The sequence below is a fragment of the Methylobacterium mesophilicum genome, from assembly GCF_022179445.1.
In the GTDB taxonomy this organism is placed as follows: domain Bacteria; phylum Pseudomonadota; class Alphaproteobacteria; order Rhizobiales; family Beijerinckiaceae; genus Methylobacterium; species Methylobacterium mesophilicum.
In genome coordinates, this window is the sequence record NZ_BPQU01000005.1 from 138,758 (window position 1) to 163,668 (window position 24,911).

Here is a 24,911-nt window from a genome sequence, read left to right on the forward strand (position 1 = left end):
CAACGCGCCCCCTACCGCCGCCCGCGCGGGGCCGGCGTCGGGTCGGCCAGCGCCGGGACGGTCTTGGGCGAGCCGAGATCGTAGCTGCGGTTCTTCAGCGGATCGAGGCGGGTGCCCTCGGAGGCGTCGAAGGCGCGGGTGCCCGGCGTGCCGGAATCGAGGGCGAAGGCCGCGTTGGTGTTCGGGGCGTTGCCCGGCGCGAAGGCCGAGGCCCGGCCGGGGGTGCTCGGGTCGGGGCCCGGCTCGACCTTGTCCACCGCGTCCGGCGGCGCCTGGCGGCTCTTCTCGACCGCGCGCCAGCGGGCGACGTTGCGCTGGTGGCCTTCCAGCGAGTCGGCGAAGGCGTGGCCGCCGCTGCCGTCCGCCACGAAGTACAGGTCCTTGGTCCGGGACGGGTTGGCCACCGCCTCCAGGGCGGCGCGGCCGGGATTGGCGATCGGCCCCGGCGGCAGGCCCTCGATCGCGTAGGTGTTGTAGGGCGTGGCCCGGTCGATCTCGGAGCGCAGGATGCCGCGCCCCAGGGTGCCGCGGCCGCCCACCAGCCCGTACACGATGGTCGGGTCCGATTGCAGCTTCATCCGCTTGTTGAGGCGGTTGATGAACACGCCGGCGACCCGGGGCCGCTCGTCGGCCCGGCCGGTCTCCTTCTCGACGATCGAGGCCAGGGTGACCATCTCGGCCGGGGTCCGCACCGGCACGTCGGCGCTGCGGCGGAGCCAGATCTGGTTCAGAACCTCGCGCTGCTTGGCCCGCATCAGGTTCACGATCTGCTGGCGGGTGGCGCCGCGCTCGAACTTGTAGGTGTCGGGCAGGAGCGAGCCCTCCGGGGGGATCTCGTTGATCTCGCCCGACAGGATGTCGTTGTCGTTGAGCCGCGTGACGATCTGCTCGGAGGTGAGACCTTCGGGGAACGTGATCGCGTGCTGGACCTGCCGGCCGGTGGTCACCGTGTCGAGGGCGTCGGCGATGCTCGCATGCGCCTTGAACATGTACTCGCCGGCCCGGAGCGCCGGCCGTCCGCCGAAGCGGGCGGCGAACTCGAACAGGCCGGTATGGCCGATCACGCCCTCGCGCTTGAGGGTCTCGGCGATCTCGCCCGTGCCGCTGTGGGTCGGGATCACCACCACCTTGTCGGCCACGAGCGGCCCCGGCTCGCGCACCTGGCGCTGGAACAGGGTGATCCCGATCATCGCCGCGATGGCGATCGCCACCGCGAAGGTGAGGGCGCCGCTGATGATGCCGACGAGGCCGCTGCGCTCGCGCACCGGCTTCTCCGGCGGCGGCGGCGCGGCGGTCGGCTTGATCGCCTCGCCCGGCGAGCGCGGCGACAGCCGCTGCGGCAGCGCGCGGCCCTCCGTCGGATCCTGCGCGATGGTCTCGGGCGCGGGCGTCTTTGAGCGGCGGAAGAACATCGCGTTCCTGTCACGAGCCTCATCCCGAACGCCGGCACGCGGCCTTCGGGACGACGATGATGCAAAACCGGCGACCGGACGCGTCGTCCCGGATCCGGCACCCGGGACGACGCGTCAGGCCCGCGCGACCGATCCCGCGCCGCGGGCCGGGACCGGCAGCCCGCGACCGGGTGCGCGCGTCGAGATCCGCGACCCTAGCCGGGTTTGTGGCGAAAATGCCGTTTCGCGCCGCGAGAGCCGGGCGATCAGACCGGCGGCTGGCAGGTCGCACAGAAGAAGGTCGAGCGGTTGGCCTGCACGATCCGGGTGACCGAGCCGCGGCATCCGGGATGGCGGCACGGCTCGCCGACCCGGTCGTAGACCCGGAAGGCGTGCTGGAACGCGCCCGCGCTGCCGTCGGTGTGGGCGTAGTCGCGTAGCGTCGAGCCGCCGGCCTTCACGGCCTCCTGCAGCACCTGCACGATCGCCTTGGCCAGCGCGTTGGCCTTGGGCGTCGGGCGCCCGTCGGGCTTGATCAGCAGGCCGGCGGGGGTCTCCGGGTGGAGGCGGGCCCGGTGCAGGGCCTCGCAGACGTAGATGTTGCCCAGGCCTGCGATCAGGCTCTGGTCGAGCAGCGCGGCCTTGAGCGGCGTGACCTTGTGCCGGAACAGGCCGGCGATCACCGCCCCGGTCAGCCCGTCGAGCGGCTCGATCCCCATCCGGGCGAAGTGGCGGCTGGTCGCGAGGGTCTCGCTCGGGACGAGGTCCATGAAGCCGAAGCGGCGGGCGTCGTTGTAGGTGATCGTGGCCCCGGTGCTCATCGCCATCACGACGTGGTCGTGCTTCGGCGTGCCCTGCGCTCCCTCCAGGTAGAAGTCCCCGGGGGAGAGGTTGCGTCCGTCGGGCAGGGCCACGTCGAACCGGCCGCTCATGCCGAGATGCATGATCAGGGTCTCGCCCGAATCGAGCCCGGCGGTGAGGTACTTCGCCCGGCGGGCGAGGTCGGTCACGGTCCGACCCTCCAGCCGCGCCGCGAATCGCTCCGGGAACGGGAAGCGCAGGTTCGGCCGGCGCAGGGTGACGCGGCTGAACCGGGCGCCGACCATCGCGGGCACCAGGCCGCGCCGCACCGTCTCGACCTCGGGAAGCTCCGGCATTGTTCTCGGACTTTTCGTTCGACCACGCGAGCGCGCGGTCCGGATATCGAGTTCTTCGAAGAAGTCGGCAACGGCGCGGTTTGCCGCCCTCGCCTGCGAAGAGCGCGCGAAGGCTGGCGCTCAGCGACGGCGAAGTCTGACGTAGAGCGCGCCGCCGCCGCCATGGTGCCGGGACGCTTCCTCGAAGCCCAGCACGATGCCGCGCAGCTCGGCGCCGCGCAGCCAGTGCGGCACGCTGCGCCGGAGCACCCCCCGCTCCGCGAAGGCATCGGGATAGGACGAGCCGCCCCTCTCCTGGCCCCCCTTGCCGGTGACCACCAGCACGTAGGCATGCCCGGCGGCCCGGCACCGCAGAAGGAATCCTGTCAGCGCAGCATGGGCTTGCGCCTGCACCATCCCGTGCAGATCGATCCGCGCCTCCACGGCCAGACGCCCCCGGCGCAGCCCGACTTTGGCCTGCCGCTCCAGCCCCGACGGCGCGGCATGGCTCTGGAGCGGGGCCTGGTAGGGCGCCGCGGTGACCGTCTGGGGCAGGGCGACGGCCGGCTTGGGCGGCGGCTTCGGGCGCGCCGTCTTGGCCACCGGAAAAGCGGTCGGCTTCAGGATCGGCGCCGTCAACGGCGGCATGGTGGCGGTCGGCGCCGGAGGTGCGACCTCTGGCTGCGGCAGCGTCGCCCGGCCCGTCAGCGGCGTCACCAGCTTGGCGATCTCGCCCCAGAGCCGGGCCTCCCCGGCGCTCAGCCGGCGCGTGCGGCGTGGCGGCCTCACGGCGCGACCCCGCGGGCGGGCTTGGGCAGCAGCACGACGAAGCCTATGGAATCGCGCAGGTTTCCGGCCGCGATCCCGGCCTGCGCCCCGGTCCCGACGAACAGATCGCCCCGGGCCGGGCCGACGATCGCCGACCCCGTGTCGGCGGCGATGACGAGGCGTCCGGTGTCGCCCGGTGCGCCGCCCGGCAACGGCCCGTCCAGCCAGAACGGCAGGCCGTAGCGCCACAGCCCGCCATCCACCGCGAGGCTCCGCCCGGGCGTCAGCGGCGCGTTGGCGGCCCCCGGCGGCCCGAGCGCCGGATCCTCCACCGGGGCCAGGCGGAAGAAGATGTAGGAGGCGTTGGCGCGGATCAGCCGCCGCGCGGTCTCGGGATGCGCGCGCAGCCAAGTCGTCCAGCGGGCCAGCGTGAGGCCTTCCAGCGGCAGGTGGCCCTCCTGCACGATCAGCTTGGCGACCGCGGTGTAGGGCTGGCCGTTGCGGCCGTCGTACAGTACCCGGACGGCCCGGCCGTCAGGCAGGCGGACGCGCCCCGAGCCCTGGACTTGCAGCACCAGGAGATCGACGCCGTCGCGCAGCCACAGGATCGGCCGCGCCCGGGCGCCCAGCGCTCCGTCCTCGATCGCGGCCCGGTCCGGATAGGGTCCGAACCCGTAAGCGGTGGCGCGGGCCGCGCGCAGGGCCGGGTCGAGACCGGGGCGGGTCTCTCCGGGGGCCAGCGAGACGAGGTCGTCCGGCCGGGCGAGCACGGGCGTCGGGAAGTCCGGTGCCTGCGTGAGCGAGCCCTCCAGCTCCGGCTCGAAATAGCCCGTCAGGAAGCCCGGGCGATCCGCCCCTGGACGCACCACCCGGTAGGCCTCGAACCGATCCTGGAAGAACGTGGCCGCCGCCTCGTGCGCGACCTCCGCCGCAGCCGCGCAAGCCGCCGACAGGTCCGCCGGATCGCCTGCGATGCCCGCCGGCTGCGGCGTGGATGGCGGGGACGCGGTGCAGACCCGCCGGAACGCGTCGAGCGAAGCGGCCGGATTGGGCCCGGGAAAGCCCGCTAGAGCCGCGAACGGCACGGGAGTCAGGACCGCTCCGCCGACCTCGGCGGGGGCAGCCGCGGCCGAGCCGGCTAGGAACGTCGCGACGAGGGCGGGGATGAGGGCGGTCGGGATACCTCCGGACCAGGCACGCAGGTTTGGCACGGCAACGGGGTCACGAAATCAGGCGCCGGCCTCGGTGGCCACAAGCTGCCAGTTCGGGTCCCGCGAGCCGAGGGTGCGCGCGAAGGTCCAGACGTCGGGCACCTCGACGACGGTCTCGGCGCTGCCGTCGACGACCTTGCCCTCGGCGTTGCGGGTGGCGGTGATCAGGTTCGACAGGAAGCGCACGGTGATCTGCGCGACACGGTTACGCACCTCGATGGCGACGATCTCGGCCTTGTCGATCGACACGAAGGTGGTTTCCAGGGTCTGCCGGTTGCGCTCACGCTCGGCGATGGCCCGCTCGAAAGCCTCGCCGACCTCCTTGGAGAGCAGCCCGCGCAGGGTTTTCCGGTCGCCCTTCGCAAAAGCGATCATGATGGTCTCGTAGGCCGACTTGGCCCCCTCGATGAACGCGCGAGGGTCGAAACTCGGCTCTGCCTGGACAGCCGCCTCGAGCCCGCGGGCGATCTCGGAGCCGGGCTCCGCGATGCCGCGCCAGTCGCGTACCGCCGCAGACGCTGCGGCCGGCGCAGCCTGCACCCGGTCGGCACCGGGCAACCGAACGACGTTGTCGCCCTCGGATCGGGCCTGCGGCTCGGTACGGCTTCGATCCACCGGCTTGAACGGCGAGCGCTCAGCACCGGTTTTCTGGCCGAGCACCGAGCGCAGCCGCCAGATCACGAAGACTGCGAGTGCGAGGAAGATGATCGTCGTAATGTCGAAACTGTCCTGCATCACCGATCCGATGGTGGCCGCGGCGGGACCTCGTGCCCCGTGCCGAGGTCGTGCGCGGTGCGGCGCCGGCAAAGCGCTCGCGGGTCTAGGCGACTCATAACTGACCAAGGCGCAAGGAGCGAGCCGGTTATACCGGTGCGGAACGCCGCGATCCCCATGCGTCAACCGATATGGGTCTCCGACACCGCGCCCGCCAGCGCTACGCCAGCCTGCTGCTTGTCCGTCCCTGGCGCGCGTGTTAGCGGCGCTGCCTTCCGGGCCGCTTCGCGGTGCCGTTCAGCGGCTCGCGCCGCGACAACCCGGGCCGGCCCTGCCGGCCGTTCGAGAAGGATGATCCGCATGGCCGACTCTCCGGCAGCCAACGGCAACGGCGGCGGCATGCCGCAGGGCGACGCGCCGACCATCAATGCGCTGGCGCAGTACACGAAGGACCTGTCCTTCGAGAACCCGAACGCGCCGCGTTCGCTCCAGCCCAAGGAAGGCCAGGGCCCGCAGATCAACATTCAGGTGAATGTCAGCGCGCAGCAGCTTTCCGATACCGATTTCGAGGTCGAGCTGACGCTTGAGGGCGACGCCAAGATTCAGGCCGAAGTGCTGTTTGCCTTCGACGTGAAGTACGCGGGCGTATTCCGCATGGTCAACATCCCGGCCGACCAGCTTCATCCCGCGGTGATGATCGAGTGCCCGCGCCTGCTGTTCCCGTTCGCCCGTCAGATCGTCGCCGAGGCTGTGCGCAACGGTGGCTTCCCGCCCCTGTACATCGACCCGATCGATTTCGTCGCGCTCTACCGCCAGAAGGCGATGGAAGCCCAGGGCGCCAGCGGTCCGCTCGCGTCCTGACGCTCAGAACCGTCCCGGCGGTCAGCGGCCGCCGGGACCGCGATAGGCCGCAGCCAGCGTGCGCAGCGCCTCCGCGGGGCGCCCGGTCAGCCGCCTGGACCGCAGCACGATCCAGGTGAGCGGCAAGTTGGGCAGACCGAGGCGCGCTCCGATCTCGACGGCACCCGGCGGGGCGGTGCTCGGCGCCAGAGCGGCGATCGCCAGGCCCGCCATGACGGCGGCCCCGACAGCCAGCACGCCGCCCCCGACGAACACCTCGGTCCAGGGCAGGCCGGCCGCGTCGAGGGTGCGGGCCGCCGCCGCCCGGACGTTGCAAGGCCCCGCTAGGCCGGCCAGCCGGAGCGGCTCGCCCGCCGGCGGGATCGGGAAGTCCGGAGCGGCGAACCAGCCCAGGCGTTCCTGTGCCAGGACGGTCCCGTCTCGCCCAGGCATCTCCTCTGTCCGCAACAGTACGGCGTCGTAGCCGCCCTCGCCTGCGGACTCGAAGGCGGCCGCGAGTTCCCGCGACGGGACGATCCGCACCTCCAGGGTCAGGCCGTCTTTCGCGAGGCCGAGGCGCCGGAGCAGCGCGGGCAGGTCAGGCCCAGCAACGTGGTCGCTGATTCCCAGGCACAGCCGGGCCGGGATAACGCCGTCCATCTCGGCCAGAGCGCTCTCGTGCGCCTCCAGCAGCCGACGGGCTGCTGCTAGAAACAGTTCTCCCTTTCGAGTGGTGGCCACATGCCGGGGCGTCCGGTCGAGCAGCCGCTGTCCGAGCCGATCCTCCAGGCGCTTGAGGCGCAGGCTGATCGCTGCCTGCGAGGTCTCGAGCGCTTCGGCCGCCCGGGTGAAGCTGCCGAGATCGACCACCCGCACGAAGGCCAGGACGCCGTCGAGGTCGAGGGGGCGGGCCAGCATCACAAGCATCCGTTATGATAGATATGATCAACGATATCTGGATCAAATGATGCGACTCGGCAACTTTGGCATCGGAACCCAGGAGGGAACGATGCTCGTTGCGCGCTACCGACACCGCTTGCCGGCCGATTATCCGATGGATCGCATTCGTACCCGGATCGCCGAACGGGCCCCCGGCTGGGCCGCCATACCCGGCCTCGTCTTCAAGGCCGTCGCCATTGAGGAGCGGGCGCGCGGTGCACCCGCGAACGCCTACAGCTCGTTTTACCTGTGGCGCACGGCCGGCGCCGCCGCCGACTTCCTCGCCGGCCCAGCGTTCCAGGCCGTGATCGAAAGTTTCGGCCGCCCGCAAGTGGAGACGTGGCTTCCGTTCGACGTGAGCCTCGGCGGCGCCGCGACGGCCGTCGCCCTGTCCGAGGAGACGCGGCCGGTCGGCCCTGACGAGGACCTGCTCCGCCTGCGGGGAATCGAGCGGGCCCAGGGCCGGGACCTGGCCGCGCAACCGGGTGTCCTGGCCACCCTGGTCGGGCTCGACCCCGCCGCGTGGCATCTGACCCGGTTCACCCTGCTTGCCGACCCTATCGACGCTCGATCCGGCGCCGAGGTCGCGCATCTCGCCGCCCCCGGTCTCGACACCCTGCGCAGCGTCTGACCCCTATCCCCGCAAGACTTCGATGCCCCTGATCCGCATCTCCCTGCGCACCGGCACAGCCCCGGCTTTCCGCACCGCCCTCGTGGAGGGGATCTACGCCGCCCTGCGCGAGACCTTCACGGTGCCGGAGGGCGACCTGTTTGCCGTCGTCCACGAGCACGAGGCGGCGAACTTCCACTACGGGCCGGACTATCTCGACATCCACCGCGGCGACGGGCTGGTGATCATCCAGATCACCTGCAACGCCACACGGACGACCGCACAGAAGCGGTCGCTCTACACAGCCATCGCCCGCAACCTCGGGCGCGAGCCGGGGCTGAAGCCAGCCGACGTGTTCGTGAACCTGGTCGAGGTCGCGCCCGAGAACTGGTCGTTCGGCGACGGGCAGATGCAGTACGGCCCGCCGGGTCCGTGAGGCCGCAGGGCGCGGACGCCCGTCGCCGGGCTTGACCGTACGAAGGACGGCGTTCAGGTCCGGGGCCCGTCGCCAGACCTGGATCGCATGAGCCCCACCGCACACCTCGCCCTGATCAACCTGTTCACTGGGGACATCCAGGGTGGCCTCGGCCCCTTCCTGGGGACGTGGCTAGCGCAGGCCGCGTCCTGGAGCCCGGCGCGGGTGGGCTTTGTCATCACCCTCGTGGGCATCGCGACGCTGTTCCTGAGCGGCCCGTTCGGGGCCCTGGTCGACCGCTTTCCACGTCCTCGCCTCCTGGTGGCGCTCGCTTGCGCGGCGATCCTGGCGGGCACGCTCCTGCTTCTCCCAGCGCGCAGCTTCCCGGCGGTCCTGGTGGCGCAACTGCTCGCCGCTGCGGGAGGCACCCTGTTGCTGCCGGCGATCGCCGCGCTGACCCTCGGGATCGTCGGGAAGGACGGGTTCCCCAAACAACAGGGTCGCAACCAGGCGTTCAACCATGTCGGCATCCTGATCGCCGCCGGCGGCATCAGCCTCGGCACGGGGACGTTCGGACCGGCGATCGCCTTCTGGGTGCTGGGCGGCATGGCGGTCGCCGCCATCGTCGCGACGCTCACAACCCCGGCCGGTGCCTGGAACCGGCGGCGCGCGGTCGGTTGGAAAGAGGACGCGGACGACGAGCCGCAGCGTAGCGGCATTCGTCAGGTCCTCGGCAACCGGCGCCTGCTGGTGCTCACCGTAGCGCTGACGCTGTTCAACCTCGGCAACGGCGGCATGCTGTCCCTGCTCGGACAGAAACTGGTGGCCACCGCCGCCGACGCGACGACATGGACCGCCCGCTACGTGATGGTGGCACAGCTCGTGATGGTGCCGGTGGCGCTGTTCGCCGGCTCCCTGGCGGATCGGCGTGGGCGGCGCCAACTCCTGATGGTGGCGTTCGCGGTGCTGCCGGTACGGGCCGTCCTGTCGGGTCTGATTGACGACCCGGTCTGGCTCATTACGGCGGAAGTCCTGGACGGCGTCGCCTCCGGCATTGTCGGCGTGGCGGTGCCGGTGATCGTGGCGGACCTGACCTGGGGGTCCGGGCGCACCCAAACAGCGCTCGGCAGTGTCAACGCCGTGCAGGGTGTCGGCGGCGCCCTGTCGGGGTGGTATGGCGGCCTATCTTACGGATTGTTCGGCTGGACCGGCGCGTTCCTTGCCCTCGGCGTACCTGCGCTTGCCGCCCTTGCGTTGGTGATCTGGCTCGATACTACCCCCGAGCCCGGTCGGCGCCGGCGTCGACGGGAGCGGCGCAGCGCGGCGGTGCAGGGAGCGTAGAACCTTTCTCCAAGCAGGGCCCAGAACGAGCCCCCTGCTGGAAACGCAAAAGCCCGGCCCAGGAGCCGGGCTCGTTCGAAAGACCGCCTCCTCTTGCCAGGAGGATCAGCCGATATGTGGACTGCCGGTGGCGGCCGGAAAGCGGTCGGCCAGGGCGCGGCGGAGCTTCTCCAGGGCGCGGTTCTCGATCTGGCGGACCCGCTCCTTCGAGATGCCGAGGCGCTGGCCCAGAGCCTCGAGGGTCGCCTGATCCTCGGCGAGGCGGCGCTCGCGCAGGATGCGTAGCTCCCGCTCGGACAGCACCGTCAGCGCCTGCTGCAGCCAGCTGAGGCGCCTCTCGCCGTCGACCGTGGCACTCACGGTCTCGTCCGGCAGCGCGGCCCCGTCGACGAGAAAGTCCATGCGTTCGGAGGAAGCGTCGTTGTCCTCGCCCACGGGGGCGTTGAGGGACATGTCGGGGCCCGAGAGACGCGCATCCATCAGCGCGACATCGTCACGCGAGACGCCAATGGCGGTGGCGATGCGGCGGTGGATCTCGTCGCCGACATGCTCTTCGGTGGATTGCATCAACCGGGCGCGCAACCGGCGCAGGTTGAAGAACAGGGCCTTCTGAGCCGAGGATGTGCCTCCGCGCACGATAGACCAGTTGCGCAGGATGTAGTCCTGGATCGACGCGCGGATCCACCACGTCGCGTAGGTCGAGAACCGGACATCCCTCTCCGGCTCGAACCGCGCTGCGGCCTCCATGAGGCCGACGTGACCCTCCTGCACCAGGTCTGCCATCGGCAGCCCGTAGTGACGAAAACGCCCCGCCAGGGCGATGACGAGGCGCATATGGGCTGAAATCAGGCGGTGCAGAGCCCGCTCGTCGCGGTTGTCCTTCCAGCGGACGGCGAGGCCGCGTTCTTCTTCCCGGGCCAGGAAGGGCGCCTCCATGGCAGTCCGAATGAACTGCCGTCGAATTCCAGCGATATCAGCCATCCCGCCTGCCTCTTGTTGCCGAGTGCTGTTGCGGCGCCGAACGGAGCGTCCAACCCGCAGGGCGTCACCGAACGGTGGCGCCAGGCAACCGACAACGGAAGGCCAATCACGAAAGTTCCGCCGTACGCCATCGCAGTGCGACAGGCGAAGGGCCACGTTTTCGTGTTTCCGTACGAGACATGGGTTCTAACGTCGCGTCGTCCAGCCCCCGGTATGTTGAACGGGTGCGGAAAAGCGAGAGCGGCTACCGATCCGGTGTGCCGGCACGAAAAAGCCCGACCCCCAGGGGCCGGGCTTTTCCCTTCAAAAAAACAGGGGCGCTTCAGGCCGCGACTTCCTGGATATCGTCGCCCTCACTTTCGGCTTCTGCCTCAGGCTCGGCCTCGCTCTTGGCGCGGCGCGGAGACTTGGCCAGGCTCTGTTCGATCAGCTTCAGCGCCTCGGTCTCGGTGATGCGGTTGACCGAGGAGATCTCGCGCACGATCCGGTCGAGGGCCGCCTCGTAGAGCTGGCGCTCCGAGTAGGACTGCTCGGGCTGCGCCTCGGAGCGGAACAGGTCGCGCACCACCTCGGTGACAGCCAGCAGGTCGCCGGAGTTGATCTTGGCCTCGTATTCCTGCGCCCGGCGCGACCACATGGTGCGCTTGATCCGGGCCCGGCCGGTCAGCACGTCCAGGGCCTTCTTTACCAGGTCCGGTTCGGCGAGCTTGCGCATGCCGACGGAGTTGGCCTTCGCGGTCGGGACGCGCAGGACCATCTTGTCCTTCTCGAACGAGACGACGAACAGCTCAAGTTTGTAGCCCGCGATCTCTTGCTCTTCGATCGCGGTGATGCGACCGACGCCGTGGGCCGGATATACGACGGCCTCACCGGTCTTGAAGCCTTGCCGGCCAACGGTCGTCGTCTTCTTGGCTGTGGTCATGCGAGAAGGGCCTCCACTGGCGCGCGACGCTCCGCGCCGCGCAAAACCGTGTTCTTCCGGGCGGGATACCCGGTTTGCCTCGCCGTTCCCGGGACCCGTGCCCACCAGGCACAGATCCGGGCGTTCCCCGGCGCGGCCGTGCAAACACCGGAACATCCGCCGAAGTCACCCTCGGCGGTCGTTCGCGTGCCACACCTCTAATTCACGAAAGCGAAAGGCTTTTCGGCCTGAGGGAGCACGTCTGGCGCAAGCGACGGCAGGCGGATTGTGTATCACAATCCGGCGCACAGATCAAAGCATCCCTGAAGAAGCGCGCGCGATCCGGGCGCAGCCTCGAAAGAGTTTTACACCGGCCAAGCCGGAGAGGAATGACCTGCTCGCGGCTCAGGGCTTCGCTTGACGCAGGTCCAATGCGGTTTCGGCCCTGATCCACAGGCGTGGAACAAGCCAAGGATCGATCGCAACATCGTGAGGCGATCCGTTATCGCTTTTCTGCCCGCCGCGGGTCCAGCGCGACCTGCCCAGCGGCATCAGGCTCTAGTCGCCCGAGCCGGGGTTGCTGGAGAAATGCGCCTCGAGCTTACCGGAGACGCCGTCCCACTCCTTGGCGTCGGATGGCGCGTCCTTTTTCTGGGTGATGTTCGGCCAGCTCTTGGCGTAGTCGGCGTTCAGCTTCAGCCACGTCTCGAGGTTCGACTCGGTATCGGGCTTGATCGCTTCAGCCGGGCACTCGGGCTCGCAGACACCGCAATCGATGCACTCGTCCGGATGGATGACGAGCATGTTCTCGCCCTCGTAGAAGCAGTCCACCGGACACACCTCGACGCAGTCCATGTACTTGCACTTGATGCAATTGTCAGTGACGACGTAGGTCATCGGCTGTCTTCGTCCTAAAAATTCTGTTCGGCCCGGGCGGAACCTGGAAGGCCCACACGCCCAGGTGGCGCTTCGATGGTGCGCCGCAAAACCTCGCGTCGAACCAAGTCTTTCGGAAGCCAAGGGCTCTAGACCCTGCCTCCCGGGCTGACAAGCGCACGGGTGTCCCAGGGGACTGCGACCCGATTGGCGACGCACCTCTGTGGCGCCGGTTCATCACTCGGGTAGCTCAATTGCCGACTGTACGCCGGCCAAGTCCTCGTAAAGGAGCCGTGCCTCCGGGGCAGGTCCCCGCCGCTCTCCGAGGCCGAGTACGCGCACGGCCAGGGTCGCGTGAGGAGCGGCCACTGTCACCACATCGCCGATCACGATGCCCTTGGCCGGGTTCTCGGCTCGGGTTCCGTTCACCCGCACGAATCCGTCTTCGGACAGGCGCGCGGCCAGGGAACGGGTCCGCGCGAACCGCGCGAACCAAAGCCACTTGTCGAGCCGCTGCCGACCCTCCCGCATCCGCGGGCGTCAGCGCTTCCCGCCGTCGCCGGCTTCGAGCTGCGCCTTGAGCGCCGCCAGCTTGGCGAAGGGCGAATCCGGATCCGGCGCCCGTTCGCGCCGCGGCGGACGCTGGTCGGGCCGCGGCCCCGACTGGCGCTGCTCGGCGCTGCGCTGATCGTCCCGGCGCTCGGGCCGGCCGCCCTCGAAGCGATCACGGCGGGGGCCGCGGTCGCGCCCGGTGCGGGGGCCACCCTCGTTGCCGGGGCGATCGCCGCCTTCGGCTCGCCGGTGTTCGGGACGCCCGCCCTCCGGGCGACCCGGGCCCTGATGCTGGCCCGGCTGACCCGGCTGAGCGCCATCGCGACCGCGGCCCGCGCCCCGCGGGCGGTTCTGCGGCCGAGGATTGGCCGGACGCTGATGGCGCTGCAGGCGCCAGACCTCGATCAGCACCGGCTCCGCCGGGGTTTCGACCTCCGCAGCCGCGGACTCATCCTCGGCGGTCTCGGATACCGTCTCGTTCGCTTCCGCCACGACCGGCGTCTCGGTGGTCGGGCGGGTCTCGGATTCGGGTGCTTCGGCGACCTGCGCGGCTTCGGCTGGAGTCACTTCCAGCTCCGATTGCTGTGCGCCGACCGCTTCCGGCAAGGCGTCGGCAGCAGCCTCGACAGGCTCAGCCTCCGCCAGGGCTTCGGGAGCGGATGCAGCTTCTGCGGCCGGGCCGGTCTCGGGACCGGCGTCGGACTCCGCATTCTCGGAGAGCGAAGCACCGTCACCGGAGGCCTCCGCGGTCGCGGCCTGCGCGGCGGCGTCGGCCTCGTCTCCGGTCGGCTCGCTGGGCGAGCCGGGATCGGTCTCGCCGGTCTCGCTTGCCGGGGCAGTTTCGGATGGCGGGGTCACGACGACCGGCGCGGTCGCCGCCGCCGGCACCAGCGGCACCGTGATGGCGGGACCGGGGCGGGCCTCCAGCGAGTAGCCCAGAGACTTCAGGATCGAGGCGAAATCCTCGCCCGAACAGCCGACCAGCGAGGTCATGCCGACCGTGGCCACGAACGCATCGCCGTCGGCCGTACCCTCCGGCGGGGCGCCCGGCGTGGTGCCGGGGCGGTAGGCGATCGCCGGGCGAATCAGGTCGGCCAGCCGCTCCAGGATGTCGACCCGCACCGCCCGCTCACCACTGACCCGGAAGCCGGCCGCCCGGTAGAGGCCCTTGGCGATCTCCCGATCGACCTTGATCGAGGTCCGGCCCGAGCCGGCCAGATGCGCGATCTCGTCCAGGCCGCGCTGGTCGAGGCCGCCGTTGCGCAGGGCCCAGAGCTGGGCCGCCAACGTCCGCGGCGCCGGCTTCAGCAGGGCCGGCAGGAAGATGTGGTAGGCCCCGAATCGCACGCCGTGCCGGCGGAGCGCCCCGCGCCCCTCCTGGTCGAGGCTGCGCATCTCCTGGGCGACCTTGGAGCGTTCCAGCACGCCCAGAGCCTCGACGACCTGGTAGCCGATGCCCTTGGCGAGGCCGACGAGGTCGCCTGCGGTCTCGAGCTCCATCAGCGGGCCGAGTAGGCGCACGATCATGGCCTTCAGCCAGGCATCGAGGCGCGCTTCGACCTTCTCGCGATGCGCGCCGGTCAGACTGTCGTCGGCGAGCAGCCGAATCTGCGGCGCGAACAGCTTCTCGCCGGGGGTCAGCTTCGCCACCGGGGCACCGGTCCAGCGAATCATCCCGTCATGCGCCAGCACGAGGGTGGAATCGGCCGTCGCCGCAAAGCGGTCGGCCCGGGCCTCGATCTCCCCGGAAAGCGCCTTCTCGGCGGCGCTCCTCAGAGTTTTGGCCTCGTGCCCCTCTGCGCTCGCATCAGGAACGAATAGGAATCCATGCAGGTGACCGACATGCTGACCCTCGACGGTGACGTCACCGTCGGCGGAAATTTGGGCTTCGAGCATCGTGTTCTCTCTCAGGCGCCGCATCAGGACGCTTGTGCGCCGGTCGACGAAGCGGCTCGCGAGGCGTTCGTGCAGGGCGTCTGACAGCCTGTCCTCTACCCGACGTGTCTCGCCCTGCCAATGTTCAGGGTCGCGCAGCCAATCGGGGCGGTTGGCCACGAAGGTCCAAGTGCGTCCCTGGGCGATCCGCCGGGACAGCGTATCGATGTCGCCGTCGGTGCGGTCGATCATCGCCATCTGCTCGGCGAACCACGTGTCCGGGATGCGGCCGGCCATGCCCTTCATGAGGAAACGGTAGAGCTGGGCTACGAGGTCCGCATGCACCTGCGGGTGGACCTTGCGATAATCGGGCACGCCGCAGACGTCCCAGAGTCGCCGCACGGTGGAAGCGCTCCGAGCCATGTCGCGGATATCGTCCTCGCGCATCAGGATCTCGAGGGCCTGCTGGTCCTGGCCCATCGGCGCCCGGGTCAGACCTGACTCGCGCGGATGCTCGTCGAGGCTCGCCTGGAGCGCCTCCAGGGTGCCGAAGCTGAGGTCCGGGTTGCGCCATTGCAGGATGCGCAGCGGGTCGAAGTCGTGATTCTCCAGCCGCTCGACCATCTCGGGCTCGAAGGCCGGGCAGCGCCCGGTGGAGCCGAAGGTCCCGTCCGAGAGGTGGCGTCCTGCGCGGCCGGCGATCTGTCCCATCTCCGCTGGTGTCAGCTTGCGGAACCGGGTGCCGTCGTATTTCCAGTTCGCCGCGAAGGCGACGTGGTCGACATCGAGGTTGAGCCCCATCCCGACCGCGTCGGTGGCGACGAGGTAGTCGACGTCCCCGGCCTGGTACATCTCGACTTGGGCGTTGCGGGTCCGCGGCGACAGCGCCCCGAGCACGACCGCGGCGCCCCCGCGCTGGCGTCGGATCAGCTCCGCGATGGCGTAGACCTCCTCGGCCGAGAAGGCGACGATCGCGGTGCGCCGGGGCAGGCGCGACAGCCGCTTCTCCCCCGCGAAGCTCAGCTTCGACAGCCGCGGCCGGGTCGTGGTGTGGACGTTCGGAATCAGCGCCTGGACCAGCGGCAGCATGGTCGAGGAGCCGATCAGCAGGGTCTCCTCCCGGCCGCGCACGTAAAGCAGGCGATCGGTGAAGACGTGGCCGCGATCCATGTCGGCGGCGAGCTGGATCTCGTCGATGGCGACGTAGGCCACGTCGAGGTCGCGCGGCATCGCCTCGATCGTGCAGATCCAGTAGCGCGGCCGGTCCGGCTTTATTTTTTCTTCCCCGGTGACCAGCGCGACCTTCTCGGGCCCGACCTTGGCGACCACCCGCAAATAGACCTCGCGGGCGAGCAGCCGCAGGGGCAGCCCGATCATGCCGGTCGGGTGCGCCAGCATCCGCTCGATCGCAAGATGCGTCTTGCCGGTGTTGGTCGGTCCGAGGACCGCCGTCACGCCGCGGGCGCGGGCGTCGCGCGGCAGGGACCGGCGGGGGAGGGGGCGGAGCGGCGCGTCGATGGTCGGCGGTTCCTTCGGACGGGAAGGCCGGCGCGGCGCCGTCATGGCGCGGGCGGGAGGTCTCGTACGGCCGGTCGCGTCAGGGACGATAGGGCCGCCTCGGTCCTCCCCCATATGGGATATCACCCGGGTCGCTGCCAACCTGCGGCATAATCAGCGGATCGACCACGATCTGCATGGCCGGCGATCCGGGCTGGGGCGCGACGTCCGCGCAGAGGGTGTCGGGGACGGAGACCAACGGGCCATGCCGCGGCGGCCGGTGCTCGATCACCTGTGCCGACGAGAAGGCATCGCCGCCGCAGCCGGGATTGCCTGATCCTGCGGTCAGCGGCTGGGCCGCTGACGGCGCGGCGAAGGCGAGGGCCGCGACGGTCAGGGTGGTGCGAAGGCGGTATCGGTCCATGGGCGGATCATCGCCGAAAATATGAAAGGTTTAATGGCAGTTGAGACCGATTCCCGGCGCCGAGACCTTAGTGTCATATCAGAATCTTCCGTGGATCTTCGCGGCGTGCAGCGCACCGCATGTCAGGACGTCAGTTCTGATCGAAACGCCTCGAAACCCTCAACGGCTGTATTCGGCTCGGCTTGAGCGCGACGCCTTCAGAGATGCGAAGATATCTAAAAGATAGCGCCTTGCCGGCTGGTCATAATAGCGCAGGAAGACATAGCTCGCTGCTATCGTCACGGCGACAAGGGTCACGCATTCCAAAGCGATGCTTTTGCTGCCGGTTGTTTTTTGATAAATTCCGTTGATCCAGCAGAATATTGGATAGTGCAAGGCATAAACCGGATATGATAGCTCGCCGAGCATGAGCGAAATCCTCATCGGTAGGCCCTTCATCGGAATGGCTGATCCGCTGAACACCAGCATCGGGGCCAGGGCGAGTTTCCAGACGAGCCGTTCGCGGAGGGTAAGTTCGAACGATGAAAAAAGGATCGCAATCATCAGAACGCATAACGCGACGAATATATACGTGTTGGCCCGGCTCGAAACGAAGGCGCCGCTGAACTGGTGGATTAGGACGCCGACAAAAAAAGAGGACCCAACATGAGCAAACCCGAGGAGAAAATTGTCGGTCGTGTCGCCGCCGATGCCGACCAGGATGACTGCCGCACTGCACAGGACGTACAGACCCAGCGAGAGATACGTCTGATCGACATGCCGCAGCAGCCACCAGACATAATTCGCCACTATTTCGAAGAAGAGCGAGAATTGCGGTCCATTCAGGGGGAATATTTGAGGGCCGCCAATCTGGGGCGGGGCATTGAAAAAAGGAATGTTCATCATTCCAAGCAGGATTGCCAGGACTATCGCGGCTATTTGGGGCTCTGTGCTGAGCAGATAGTTTCTCGCGATGACGTAAGGAGCGCTGATCAGAATGGACAGAACGATGATCGGTATCAGTCTGATCAGCCGAATGGCCATGAATTCAGCCACGGACATATTTCGTAGGCGGAGGGCATAGGCACGGGCCAGAACATAGCCGCTGAGAGTGAAGAAGGTGTCGACCGACAGGCCCCCGTTGACCGCCATGTGTGGCGCGTTTAGCCAACGACCCAAATGGAATAACAATACTGAGAGAGCGGCAATCCCTCGAATACCGTCGAGGGCTGCGCAATGCCTGCGTGGGTCCGATAGGGCCGGTATTCCCAACTTTATCCAGCCATGCTATAATAACGACAGACTTTAAAGGGGCTGGTAAAAACTTTGTGCCCCGTTCGATGTTGAATTAAGTTTTCAACTCAAAAATGTGGGATGTCAAGGCCGGTGGGCATGGATGCTGCAAGTAAAACTGTTTCGGTGGTTATCGCTACGTATAATGGCTCAGTATTCATCGAGGAGCAGCTAGCGAGCGTCATCAACCAAAATTTTAAGCCGATCGAGATCATCGTTTCCGATGACGGATCGACGGATGAAACATTAGTTTTAGTTAGATCAATTGCGAAAAATTCCGAAGTACCTATCAGAATTAACGTAAACGAAACGAATCTAGGATTTCGCGACAACTTTTTGAAAGCCGCTTTATCGGCGAAGGGAAACTTCGTGGCGTTCTGTGATCAGGACGACATCTGGGATCCCGAAAAACTTGAACGTATAGCCAAGTACTTTAAAAATCCTAATATCTCCATGATCGTGCATGCCGCTGCGAGCCTCGATCAGTCCACTGGTAAGCTAGTAAAATTTACACAGGGTATCCGAAGCACTGGTGTTAAGCCGCCGCTCAGTTACGATCCCTGGCTGACGTTCTTTGGGTTTTCAATTGTTTTTCGGCGAGAACTGCTGTATCTCGCGGATATCGAGGCACGGTTCCGAGACTTCATCGTGCCGAAAGAGAAGATCGCCCACGATCGATGGATCGTTTTTCTCGGCCAAGTGGTTGGCGAGACTGCCGAACTGAGTCTGCCGCTGGTCACGTACCGGCAGCATGCGACGAACCTGTTTGGGGATGGGCGCCGCAGCCACAAAGGGAAGGCGCATGATCCCATTAAGGAACTTGATGATTACATAACCGCTACGGCCGACATGATCGCTGTGATCCGCGATCTTCCGGATGAGACGCGGGCGGCATTTCCTCTGTTCGATCGCGAAAAAGCGATTCACTTTTTTCAGAGAGCCTTGCACCAACTGCAACAGAGGAAGCAGGTTTACGTCTCGCGCGACAGGCGCCGGGGTTTGTTGGCCGTCGTCGGTAACATCCGATCCGGGGTCTACCGGTCCGTCCACCGCGATGCCATCCGTTGGCGCTCGATCGCGCGCGATCTCAAATACTGCGCGACCCGGTCGTAGGCCGCGCTACCCGACCCGCGGATCACGGCAGCCCCGTGGGCAACCCCAGATAACCGAACACCGCGCGCAGGACCCGATGTTCGAGCGCATCGCCGGCCTGCTCGCCCCGCTCCCCGGCGGCATCCACCATGCCCCGCACAACCGCGAACAGGTCGCCCGCGGCAATCTCGATCGCGACGGGCGGTCCGGGTTCGAGGCGTGCCAGCAGGGTCAGGAACGCGTCCGAGATCGCCCGGTGGACCGCGTCAAGGCTGTCGGCCGGCTGGAGCCGGTTCTCTTCGCGGTCAAGCAGCAACGCGAGACGTGGCCGGGACATCTGATGGGCGACGGCCGCCTGCACGATGCGCCGCAGTCCGAGTTCCGGCGTCGCCGCCTCGGCCGCGGCGTGCACCGCCGCGATCAGCAGGCCGGTCTCCCGCGCGACCAGGGCCGCGGTCAGCGCGTCCTTGCCGGGGAAGTACTGGTAGACCGAGCCGACCGAGACGCCGGCCCGCTCGGCCACGGCATTGGTCGTGTAGCCGGCCAGCCCGCGCTCCTCCAGAACGCGAGCCGCGCCTTCGAGGATCATCCGCACCGTCTCGGCAGACCGCGATTGTTCCGGGTTATTCCGGGGCTTGAGCAGCGGCCCCCGTGCCGTTCGGGCGGTCATGAACGCGAGTTCGCCGCAGGGCCGCCCGCGGGCATCATCGCCGCGTCCCAACCGATTCGCGGAATGAAAGAGCGCATGTCCCACCAGACCTTCAACCCCAAGCTCACCGTCTTCATGCTGGTGAAGACCTCGCCCGAGTGGCTGGCGATGTCGATCGACGATCGGTTCGCCCGGTTGCGTGAGGTGTTCGAGCCGATCCTGCGCCGCCACGCGGGTTCCGTGACGATGCGCTTCTACGACGCCGAATTCTACACGGCCCGGGTCACGGATCTCTGGGTCTGGGAGGCCAGCGAGCATCACGCCTACGAAAGCGTCGTCGAAGCCTTGCGCGAGACGCCGTTCTGGGACCGGTTGTTCACGATCGTCGAGATCATCCCGGCGGTGGAGAACGCCTACGCGATGCATTACGGCCGGGCGCCGCTCGCCGCGTGAGCGGACTGTTTCAGTCGGCGCCCTCGACCAGCACGACCTCGCCGATGCCGGCGGGCAGGCGCTTCGCTTTGGCCGCCTGGTATTCCGGCGAGCGATAATAGGCCCGTGCGGCGTCGTAGGAATCGAATTCCAGCACGACGTTGCGGGGCCGGGCCTCGCCCTCCAGCGCCTCGCTGCGCCCGCCCCGCACCAGGGGCCTGGCGCCGTGAAGCCGCATCGCCGTAGAGGCCATCTCGGCATAGGCCGCGTAGGTCTCCGGATCGGTCACCGTCATCCGGACGATGATGTAGCCTTTCGCCATGGTTCTCCATCCTCTCCGCCGCGGGCGCACGGGGTGCCCGGAAAGAGGCCGCCGGTCAAAGGCGAAGCGCTGAGCCTGGCGCTATTGCGCGGGCAAGCTCGCCTGCGCGACGCTCGCCCCGGCCGTCCCGGTGGCGGCGCCCTGGGTCCAGCGCGTCGCCTCGATGATGTTGGTACCGATGGTGGTGAGCACCGAGATTCGCAGCGGGACCAGTGCCCGCGTCCCTTCGACCGGGGCGAGCCAGACCGACATCTCGCGGTTGTCCTCCATGAACTTCACACCCGGCCGATCCGGCCTGTGGCCGGCCACCGCTTGGTAGCGGGCCGTGCAGACCAGAACCGGGCCGGCATAACCGGGTTTCTGCACCGCGCGGGTCTCGGCGTAGCTCAGCACCACGTTGAAGCGGGTCGCGCCGTCGAACACCGGCAGGGTGCGGTTGCAATTGGCCGGATCGAGCAATTCGCCCCGGCCCTGGGCTGGCATCAGCAGGGCGCTCACCGGATCCATGATGCCGCGCTTGTGGTCGGCCGTGACCGGCACCCGGTCCTGCATGTCGACGAGGGGGGGCGTGATCTCGGCCTGCACGACGTTGCCGTGCGCCAGCGCCATGCGCACCGCGATCCCGGAACTCGCCGTGTGCGTGGCGATCGAGAACGCGCCGGGCTGCGGCGCGGCCGAGAAGGTACCTGACGCCCGGGCCGAGCCCCTGCCGCCGGTGATCGCCCCGACCAGCCCGGTCAGCGTCGCGGAGACGTCCATCAGGTAATGGTCGCGCTCGAAGCTGCCGGCGAGCCGGGCGGTGCCGATCGGCAGACCCGCGAGGTTGATGCTGTAATCGACCGTCACCGTGGCGGGGGCGGCTGCGGCGCTCCGCTTCGCGCGCCGAGCGGCTTCGGCCGGGGCACCGAGCGTCGCGACGGCGAGCACGGTGCCGAGAAGGCGCATCGTCAGCGGCTTGATCGTCCGACGGACAGGCGTGGCGCTCATGATCCGGATCGCATCCCAGGGGAACTTGGGCCAAGGGTGCCGCGCGGGACGATCCCGTACGACAGGCTCTCGACGCTCGGTGCAGGCGAGGCGCTGGCCTTCTTCGAGCAGATGCCGGTTATATCCCGGCATCGTGGTTAACAGACCGTTGGGCGACCGCCCGGGACATGTCGAGGCGGTGCGGAGCTTGACGCAACGGGTCCAGGTCGCCTATAGGCTCGCGCCTTCAACAGGACTCCGCTGGACCTGGAATACGTATCGGGCACCGCCCGCTGCGACGATGATCGCGCCGCTTGCGGTCGGGTCTTTTCAGGCGGAACGAGACGGGAATTTTAGTCATCATGGCGCGCCGCTGCGAACTCACCGGCAAGGCCGTTCAGGTCGGCCACCTCGTGAGCCACTCGAACCACAAGACCAAGTGCCGGTTCCTGCCGAACCTGTGCAATGTCACGCTTCAGTCGGACGCGCTGGGCAAGCGGGTGCGCCTGCGCATCACCGCGCATGCCCTGCGCTCGGTGGAGCACCGCGGCGGCCTCGACGCATTCCTGGTCAAGGCCGGCGAGGGCGACCTGTCGCAGACCGCCCGCCTGCTGAAGCGCGAGATCCACAAGAAGCTCGCCGAGACCACGGCCGTCGCGGCCTGATCTCGGGCGCTCTACGCGTTTCACCGATCGGACGACATAAACCGCCGCGGCAGGCCATGCCGCGGCGGTTTACGCTTGCCTGCTCGGGACCGGCATCGCCTATCCGGGCGCCTGAGCGATTCGCGTCAGCCATTGCCGGATCTCCGTCTGCTGCGAGGGCGTGAGGTCGTTCAGCATCTCGGCTTCCAGCGCATAGACGTGCCGCTTGGCGGCTTCGAGCATCGCCTCACCGGCGGCAGTCAGCCTTATGGTCTGGATGCGACCATGAATCCGGTGCCGTTCCCGCACCACGAGGCCGGCCTTCAGCAGATTCGCGACGATGACGCTCATGGTCTGCGGCGTCACGAGCGCCAGGCGCGCGAGATCCGCGCTGCTGTGGCCGGGATAGGCGGCTAGGATCGTCAGGACGGAAAATTGCGGCAGCGTCAGGCAGGCGCCGCTTAACCGCTGCTCGACGCGCTGCCTGTGCGCGTGAGCCGCCTGCCGCAACAGATAACCGAGATGTCCGTCGATGCCGCGCTTGCCTTCGCCCGCCCGCGGCAGCTCATCCATGGCATCATCCCTTGCCTGTTATCAGAGTGCTGATATGTTGTTCGTGCTCTGATTCTATCGCGGATGGCGGGAGTGCGTAGCATGTCCGATGTGGCATCGTATGACGATGCGGGCTTTTCATACGACCTGTTCAGGACCACGTTGCCGAACGCTCACGCCGCGCTTCTCGCCCTCGGCCGGGCCGTCGATGAGGCGGGCCTGGACAAGCGCTTGAGCGAGGTCGTGAAGATCCGCGTCTCGCAGATCAACGGCTGCGCGTTCTGCGTCGGCTTCCACCTCGACACAGCCCGCCGCCTCGGCCTTGCCGATCACATCATCGACTCGATCGCCGTCTGGCGCGACAGCCCGGTCTTTTCGCCCCGCGAACGCGCGGCCCTGGCCTGGGCCGAACATCTCACGCGCATGGCCGATGGGGCGGCGCCCATCGCCGAACCGTCTCCGCTGTTCAGCCGGGACGAGACGCTGAGCCTGACCGTGGCGATCGCCACCATCAACGCCTGGAATCGCATCGCGGGCGGCCTGCATTTCCCGCCTCTCGCCCGGCGGGCGGCCTGAAGGCGGCGCCGGGCTCCCGGCAATTCGTCAGCGCCGTCCGCCGGCCGCACGCAGGGACCGGCCCGCAGGTGCGGAGGAGCTGTTCTCCTCGAACAGTTCGGCGAGCTTCTCGGTCATGGCGCCGCCCAGCTCCTCGGCGTCGATGATCGTCACCGCCCTGCGATAGTAGCGGGTCACGTCGTGACCGATCCCGATGGCCAGGAGTTCCACCGGCGAGCGGGTCTCGATCTCCTCGATCATCCAGCGCAGGTGCCGCTCCAGGTAGTTGCCGGCATTGACCGACAGGGTCGAATCGTCGACTGGTGCGCCGTCCGAGATCACCATCAGGATCTTGCGCTGCTCGGGCCGCCCGAGCAGGCGCTTGTGCGCCCAGTCGAGGGCCTCGCCATCGATGTTCTCCTTGAGAAGACCCTCGCGCATCATCAGCCCGAGATTCTTCCTGGCCCGGCGCCACGGCGCGTCCGCCGACTTGTAGACGATGTGGCGCAGGTCGTTCAGGCGGCCGGGATTCGTCGGCTTGCCGGCGGCGAGCCACGCCTCGCGGCTCTGGCCGCCCTTCCAGGCCCGGGTCGTGAAGCCCAGGATTTCGACCTTGACGCCGCAGCGCTCCAGCGTCCGCGCCAGGATGTCGGCGCAGGTCGCCGCCACGGTGATCGGCCGGCCACGCATCGAACCGGAGTTGTCGAGGAGCAGCGTGACCACGGTGTCGCGGAAATTGGTGTCCTTCTCCTGCTTGAAGGAGAGGGGCTGATAGGGGTCGATGACCACGCGCACGAGGCGCGCCGGATCGAGCTGACCCTCCTCGAGGTCGAAATCCCAGGCGCGGTTCTGCTGCGCCAGGAGCCGGCGCTGCAGCCGGTTGGCGAGGCGGCCGACGACGCCCTGCAGGTGGGAGAGCTGCTTGTCGAGGTAGCTGCGCAGGCGCGCCAACTCGTCGGCGTCGCACAGCTCCTCGGCGTGAATGATCTCGTCGAACCGGGGGTTGAACACCCGGTATTCGGGGCCGCGCGCCTCGTTGCCCTGGCGCTGGGGCGGCTTCGACGCTTCGGAGGCTTCCTCGGCTTCCCCATCCTCGGACTCGTCGGGCAATTCCCCGGACGGCGCGTCGGCCGCTTCCTGCGCGCCCTCCTCGATCTCGTCGGAGGCCTCCTCCGAGGTCTCGATCTCGGCGCGCTCGCCCTGGCTCTTCTCCTCGGAATCGCCCTCGCTCGGGTTCTGCTCGTCGTCCTGGGCGTCGTTCTCGTCGTCGTTCTCGTCATCCTCGGCGTCGAACGGGGTCTCGTCCGACATGTCGAGGGAGGTCAGCAGGTCGCGCACCGAGCGGGCGAACTTACGCTGGTCCTCGATCGACCCGATCAGCCCGTCGAGGTTCGGGCCGGCCTTGGCCTCGATATGCGCACGCCACAGCTCCACGATCTTGGCGGCCGCCTCGGGGGGCTGCTGCCCGGTCAGGCGCTCGCGCACCATCAGGGCGACGGCGTCCTCCATGGGTGCGTCGGCCTTGTCGGTGATGGTCTCGTACTTGCCGCCGCGATGGTACCGGTCCTCCAGCATCGCCGTGAGGTTGCTGGCGACGCCGGTCATCCGCCGCGAGCCGATCGCCTCGACGCGGGCCTGCTCGACCGCGTCGTAGACCGCGCGGGCGGCGGCGTTCTCGGGGGCGAGCCGCCGGTGCACGGCGATGTCGTGGCAGCCGAGCCGCAACGCCATGGCGTCGGCATTGCCGCGCAGCACTGCCACGTCCTGCGCCGAGAGCTTGCGCGGGGGCTCTGGCAGGCGAGCCTTGTCACCGGTGAGCGCCGGCCGGTCGGTGGCGTAGGTGACCTCGACCTCCGACCGGCGGGCGATGGCGCGCAGGCACCCGGCCACCGAGCGCTTCAGGGGCTCGGCCACGGATTCGCGGCGCTCGCCGGGCTTGCGGTTGGAGATGGACAT

The 24,911-nt window shown here is 68.3% G+C and carries 26 protein-coding genes; 8 read left to right on the top strand and 18 right to left on the bottom strand.

Features of this window, described 5'->3' with window-relative positions; all coding sequences use genetic code 11:
• Positions 1-11: 11 nt before the first annotated feature.
• From mltG to MFF40_RS08030, 5 genes are all read right to left on the bottom strand, one after another.
• Positions 12-1,412 carry an endolytic transglycosylase MltG gene (gene mltG, locus MFF40_RS08010; RefSeq protein ID WP_238260124.1) on the bottom strand — a complete coding sequence of 467 codons (1,401 nt, stop codon included), beginning with the start codon at positions 1,410-1,412 and terminating at the stop codon, positions 12-14.
• A gap of 245 nt (positions 1,413-1,657) precedes the next feature.
• Positions 1,658-2,548 carry a bifunctional DNA-formamidopyrimidine glycosylase/DNA-(apurinic or apyrimidinic site) lyase gene (gene mutM, locus MFF40_RS08015; RefSeq protein ID WP_147857506.1) on the bottom strand — a complete coding sequence of 297 codons (891 nt, stop codon included), beginning with the start codon at positions 2,546-2,548 and terminating at the stop codon, positions 1,658-1,660.
• 120 nt (positions 2,549-2,668) lie between these two features.
• Positions 2,669-3,316 carry a Smr/MutS family protein gene (locus tag MFF40_RS08020; protein ID WP_147898024.1) on the bottom strand — a complete coding sequence of 216 codons (648 nt, stop codon included), beginning with the start codon at positions 3,314-3,316 and terminating at the stop codon, positions 2,669-2,671.
• Positions 3,313-4,506 (bottom strand): murein transglycosylase A, encoded by a 1,194-nt coding sequence (mltA, locus tag MFF40_RS08025; RefSeq protein ID WP_238260126.1) that lies wholly within the window; start codon positions 4,504-4,506, stop codon positions 3,313-3,315. Before mltA ends, MFF40_RS08020 begins: the two co-directional genes overlap by 4 nt.
• Before the next feature lie 18 nt (positions 4,507-4,524).
• Positions 4,525-5,241, bottom strand: coding sequence for a Tim44/TimA family putative adaptor protein (locus MFF40_RS08030; RefSeq protein WP_147857048.1), 717 nt, complete (start codon positions 5,239-5,241; stop codon positions 4,525-4,527).
• A gap of 339 nt (positions 5,242-5,580) precedes the next feature.
• Here MFF40_RS08030 and secB point away from each other — a divergent pair, with 339 nt between their 5' ends.
• Entirely contained in the window at positions 5,581-6,081 is a 501-nt protein-coding gene (gene secB / locus MFF40_RS08035) for a protein-export chaperone SecB (RefSeq protein ID WP_147857047.1), read from the top strand.
• A gap of 21 nt (positions 6,082-6,102) precedes the next feature.
• Here the strand turns inward: secB and MFF40_RS08040 are convergent, their stop codons facing one another.
• Positions 6,103-6,978 (bottom strand): LysR family transcriptional regulator, encoded by an 876-nt coding sequence (locus MFF40_RS08040; protein ID WP_147898022.1) that lies wholly within the window; start codon positions 6,976-6,978, stop codon positions 6,103-6,105.
• Positions 6,979-7,027: 49 nt separating this feature from the next.
• On the opposite strand from MFF40_RS08040, the gene MFF40_RS08045 reads away from it, so the two are divergent.
• From MFF40_RS08045 to MFF40_RS08055, 3 genes are all read left to right on the top strand, one after another.
• A complete protein-coding gene (locus tag MFF40_RS08045; protein WP_238260128.1) occupies positions 7,028-7,630 on the top strand; it encodes a DUF4865 family protein in 603 nt (200 codons plus the stop codon).
• Between the two features lie 22 nt (positions 7,631-7,652).
• Positions 7,653-8,045: a tautomerase family protein gene (locus tag MFF40_RS08050; RefSeq protein ID WP_147898021.1), complete on the top strand. Its 393-nt coding sequence runs from the start codon at positions 7,653-7,655 to the stop codon at positions 8,043-8,045.
• Between the two features lie 87 nt (positions 8,046-8,132).
• Positions 8,133-9,365: an MFS transporter gene (locus tag MFF40_RS08055; protein ID WP_147898020.1), complete on the top strand. Its 1,233-nt coding sequence runs from the start codon at positions 8,133-8,135 to the stop codon at positions 9,363-9,365.
• A gap of 105 nt (positions 9,366-9,470) precedes the next feature.
• Here MFF40_RS08055 and MFF40_RS08060 read toward each other — a convergent pair whose 3' ends face one another.
• From MFF40_RS08060 to MFF40_RS08090, 7 genes are all read right to left on the bottom strand, one after another.
• Positions 9,471-10,346, bottom strand: coding sequence for an RNA polymerase factor sigma-32 (locus MFF40_RS08060; RefSeq protein WP_007559662.1), 876 nt, complete (start codon positions 10,344-10,346; stop codon positions 9,471-9,473).
• 322 nt (positions 10,347-10,668) lie between these two features.
• A complete protein-coding gene (locus tag MFF40_RS08065; protein ID WP_147855790.1) occupies positions 10,669-11,268 on the bottom strand; it encodes a CarD family transcriptional regulator in 600 nt (199 codons plus the stop codon).
• 537 nt (positions 11,269-11,805) lie between these two features.
• The gene (gene fdxA, locus MFF40_RS08070) at positions 11,806-12,144 is read right to left on the bottom strand and encodes a ferredoxin FdxA (RefSeq protein WP_147855791.1); all 339 of its coding nucleotides are present in this window, start codon (positions 12,142-12,144) and stop codon (positions 11,806-11,808) included.
• Positions 12,145-12,360: 216 nt separating this feature from the next.
• Positions 12,361-12,654, bottom strand: coding sequence for an RNA-binding S4 domain-containing protein (locus MFF40_RS08075; RefSeq protein ID WP_238260130.1), 294 nt, complete (start codon positions 12,652-12,654; stop codon positions 12,361-12,363).
• Between the two features lie 9 nt (positions 12,655-12,663).
• Complete coding sequence (locus MFF40_RS08080) at positions 12,664-16,113, bottom strand: helicase-related protein (protein ID WP_378996428.1); 3,450 nt, start codon at positions 16,111-16,113, stop codon at positions 12,664-12,666.
• A gap of 34 nt (positions 16,114-16,147) precedes the next feature.
• Entirely contained in the window at positions 16,148-16,471 is a 324-nt protein-coding gene (locus MFF40_RS08085; RefSeq protein ID WP_147853775.1) for a hypothetical protein, read from the bottom strand.
• Positions 16,472-16,630: 159 nt separating this feature from the next.
• Positions 16,631-17,722 (bottom strand): acyltransferase family protein, encoded by a 1,092-nt coding sequence (locus MFF40_RS08090; RefSeq protein ID WP_238260133.1) that lies wholly within the window; start codon positions 17,720-17,722, stop codon positions 16,631-16,633.
• A 120-nt stretch (positions 17,723-17,842) separates the two neighbouring features.
• Between MFF40_RS08090 and MFF40_RS08095 the strand changes: the two genes are divergently transcribed.
• Complete coding sequence (locus MFF40_RS08095; protein ID WP_238260166.1) at positions 17,843-18,856, top strand: glycosyltransferase; 1,014 nt, start codon at positions 17,843-17,845, stop codon at positions 18,854-18,856.
• A gap of 22 nt (positions 18,857-18,878) precedes the next feature.
• On the opposite strand, the gene MFF40_RS08100 is transcribed toward MFF40_RS08095, so the two are convergent.
• Positions 18,879-19,424 (bottom strand): TetR/AcrR family transcriptional regulator, encoded by a 546-nt coding sequence (locus tag MFF40_RS08100; protein ID WP_238260135.1) that lies wholly within the window; start codon positions 19,422-19,424, stop codon positions 18,879-18,881.
• A 156-nt stretch (positions 19,425-19,580) separates the two neighbouring features.
• Here MFF40_RS08100 and MFF40_RS08105 point away from each other — a divergent pair, with 156 nt between their 5' ends.
• A complete protein-coding gene (locus tag MFF40_RS08105) occupies positions 19,581-19,937 on the top strand; it encodes a darcynin family protein (RefSeq protein WP_147853771.1) in 357 nt (118 codons plus the stop codon).
• A 10-nt stretch (positions 19,938-19,947) separates the two neighbouring features.
• On the opposite strand, the gene MFF40_RS08110 is transcribed toward MFF40_RS08105, so the two are convergent.
• Both MFF40_RS08110 and MFF40_RS08115 read right to left on the bottom strand, forming a co-directional pair.
• Entirely contained in the window at positions 19,948-20,238 is a 291-nt protein-coding gene (locus MFF40_RS08110) for a DUF1330 domain-containing protein (RefSeq protein ID WP_147853770.1), read from the bottom strand.
• Positions 20,239-20,319: 81 nt separating this feature from the next.
• Complete coding sequence (locus MFF40_RS08115) at positions 20,320-21,183, bottom strand: DUF3108 domain-containing protein (RefSeq protein ID WP_147853776.1); 864 nt, start codon at positions 21,181-21,183, stop codon at positions 20,320-20,322.
• Positions 21,184-21,566: 383 nt separating this feature from the next.
• Here MFF40_RS08115 and rpmB point away from each other — a divergent pair, with 383 nt between their 5' ends.
• Positions 21,567-21,869 carry a 50S ribosomal protein L28 gene (gene rpmB / locus MFF40_RS08120; protein WP_147853769.1) on the top strand — a complete coding sequence of 101 codons (303 nt, stop codon included), beginning with the start codon at positions 21,567-21,569 and terminating at the stop codon, positions 21,867-21,869.
• A 99-nt stretch (positions 21,870-21,968) separates the two neighbouring features.
• Here rpmB and MFF40_RS08125 read toward each other — a convergent pair whose 3' ends face one another.
• Positions 21,969-22,421: a MarR family winged helix-turn-helix transcriptional regulator gene (locus MFF40_RS08125; RefSeq protein ID WP_147853768.1), complete on the bottom strand. Its 453-nt coding sequence runs from the start codon at positions 22,419-22,421 to the stop codon at positions 21,969-21,971.
• Between the two features lie 81 nt (positions 22,422-22,502).
• Here MFF40_RS08125 and MFF40_RS08130 point away from each other — a divergent pair, with 81 nt between their 5' ends.
• Complete coding sequence (locus MFF40_RS08130; protein ID WP_147898017.1) at positions 22,503-22,976, top strand: carboxymuconolactone decarboxylase family protein; 474 nt, start codon at positions 22,503-22,505, stop codon at positions 22,974-22,976.
• Positions 22,977-23,003: 27 nt separating this feature from the next.
• On the opposite strand, the gene cobT is transcribed toward MFF40_RS08130, so the two are convergent.
• Positions 23,004-24,911: a cobaltochelatase subunit CobT gene (gene cobT, locus MFF40_RS08135; protein WP_147853766.1), complete on the bottom strand. Its 1,908-nt coding sequence runs from the start codon at positions 24,909-24,911 to the stop codon at positions 23,004-23,006.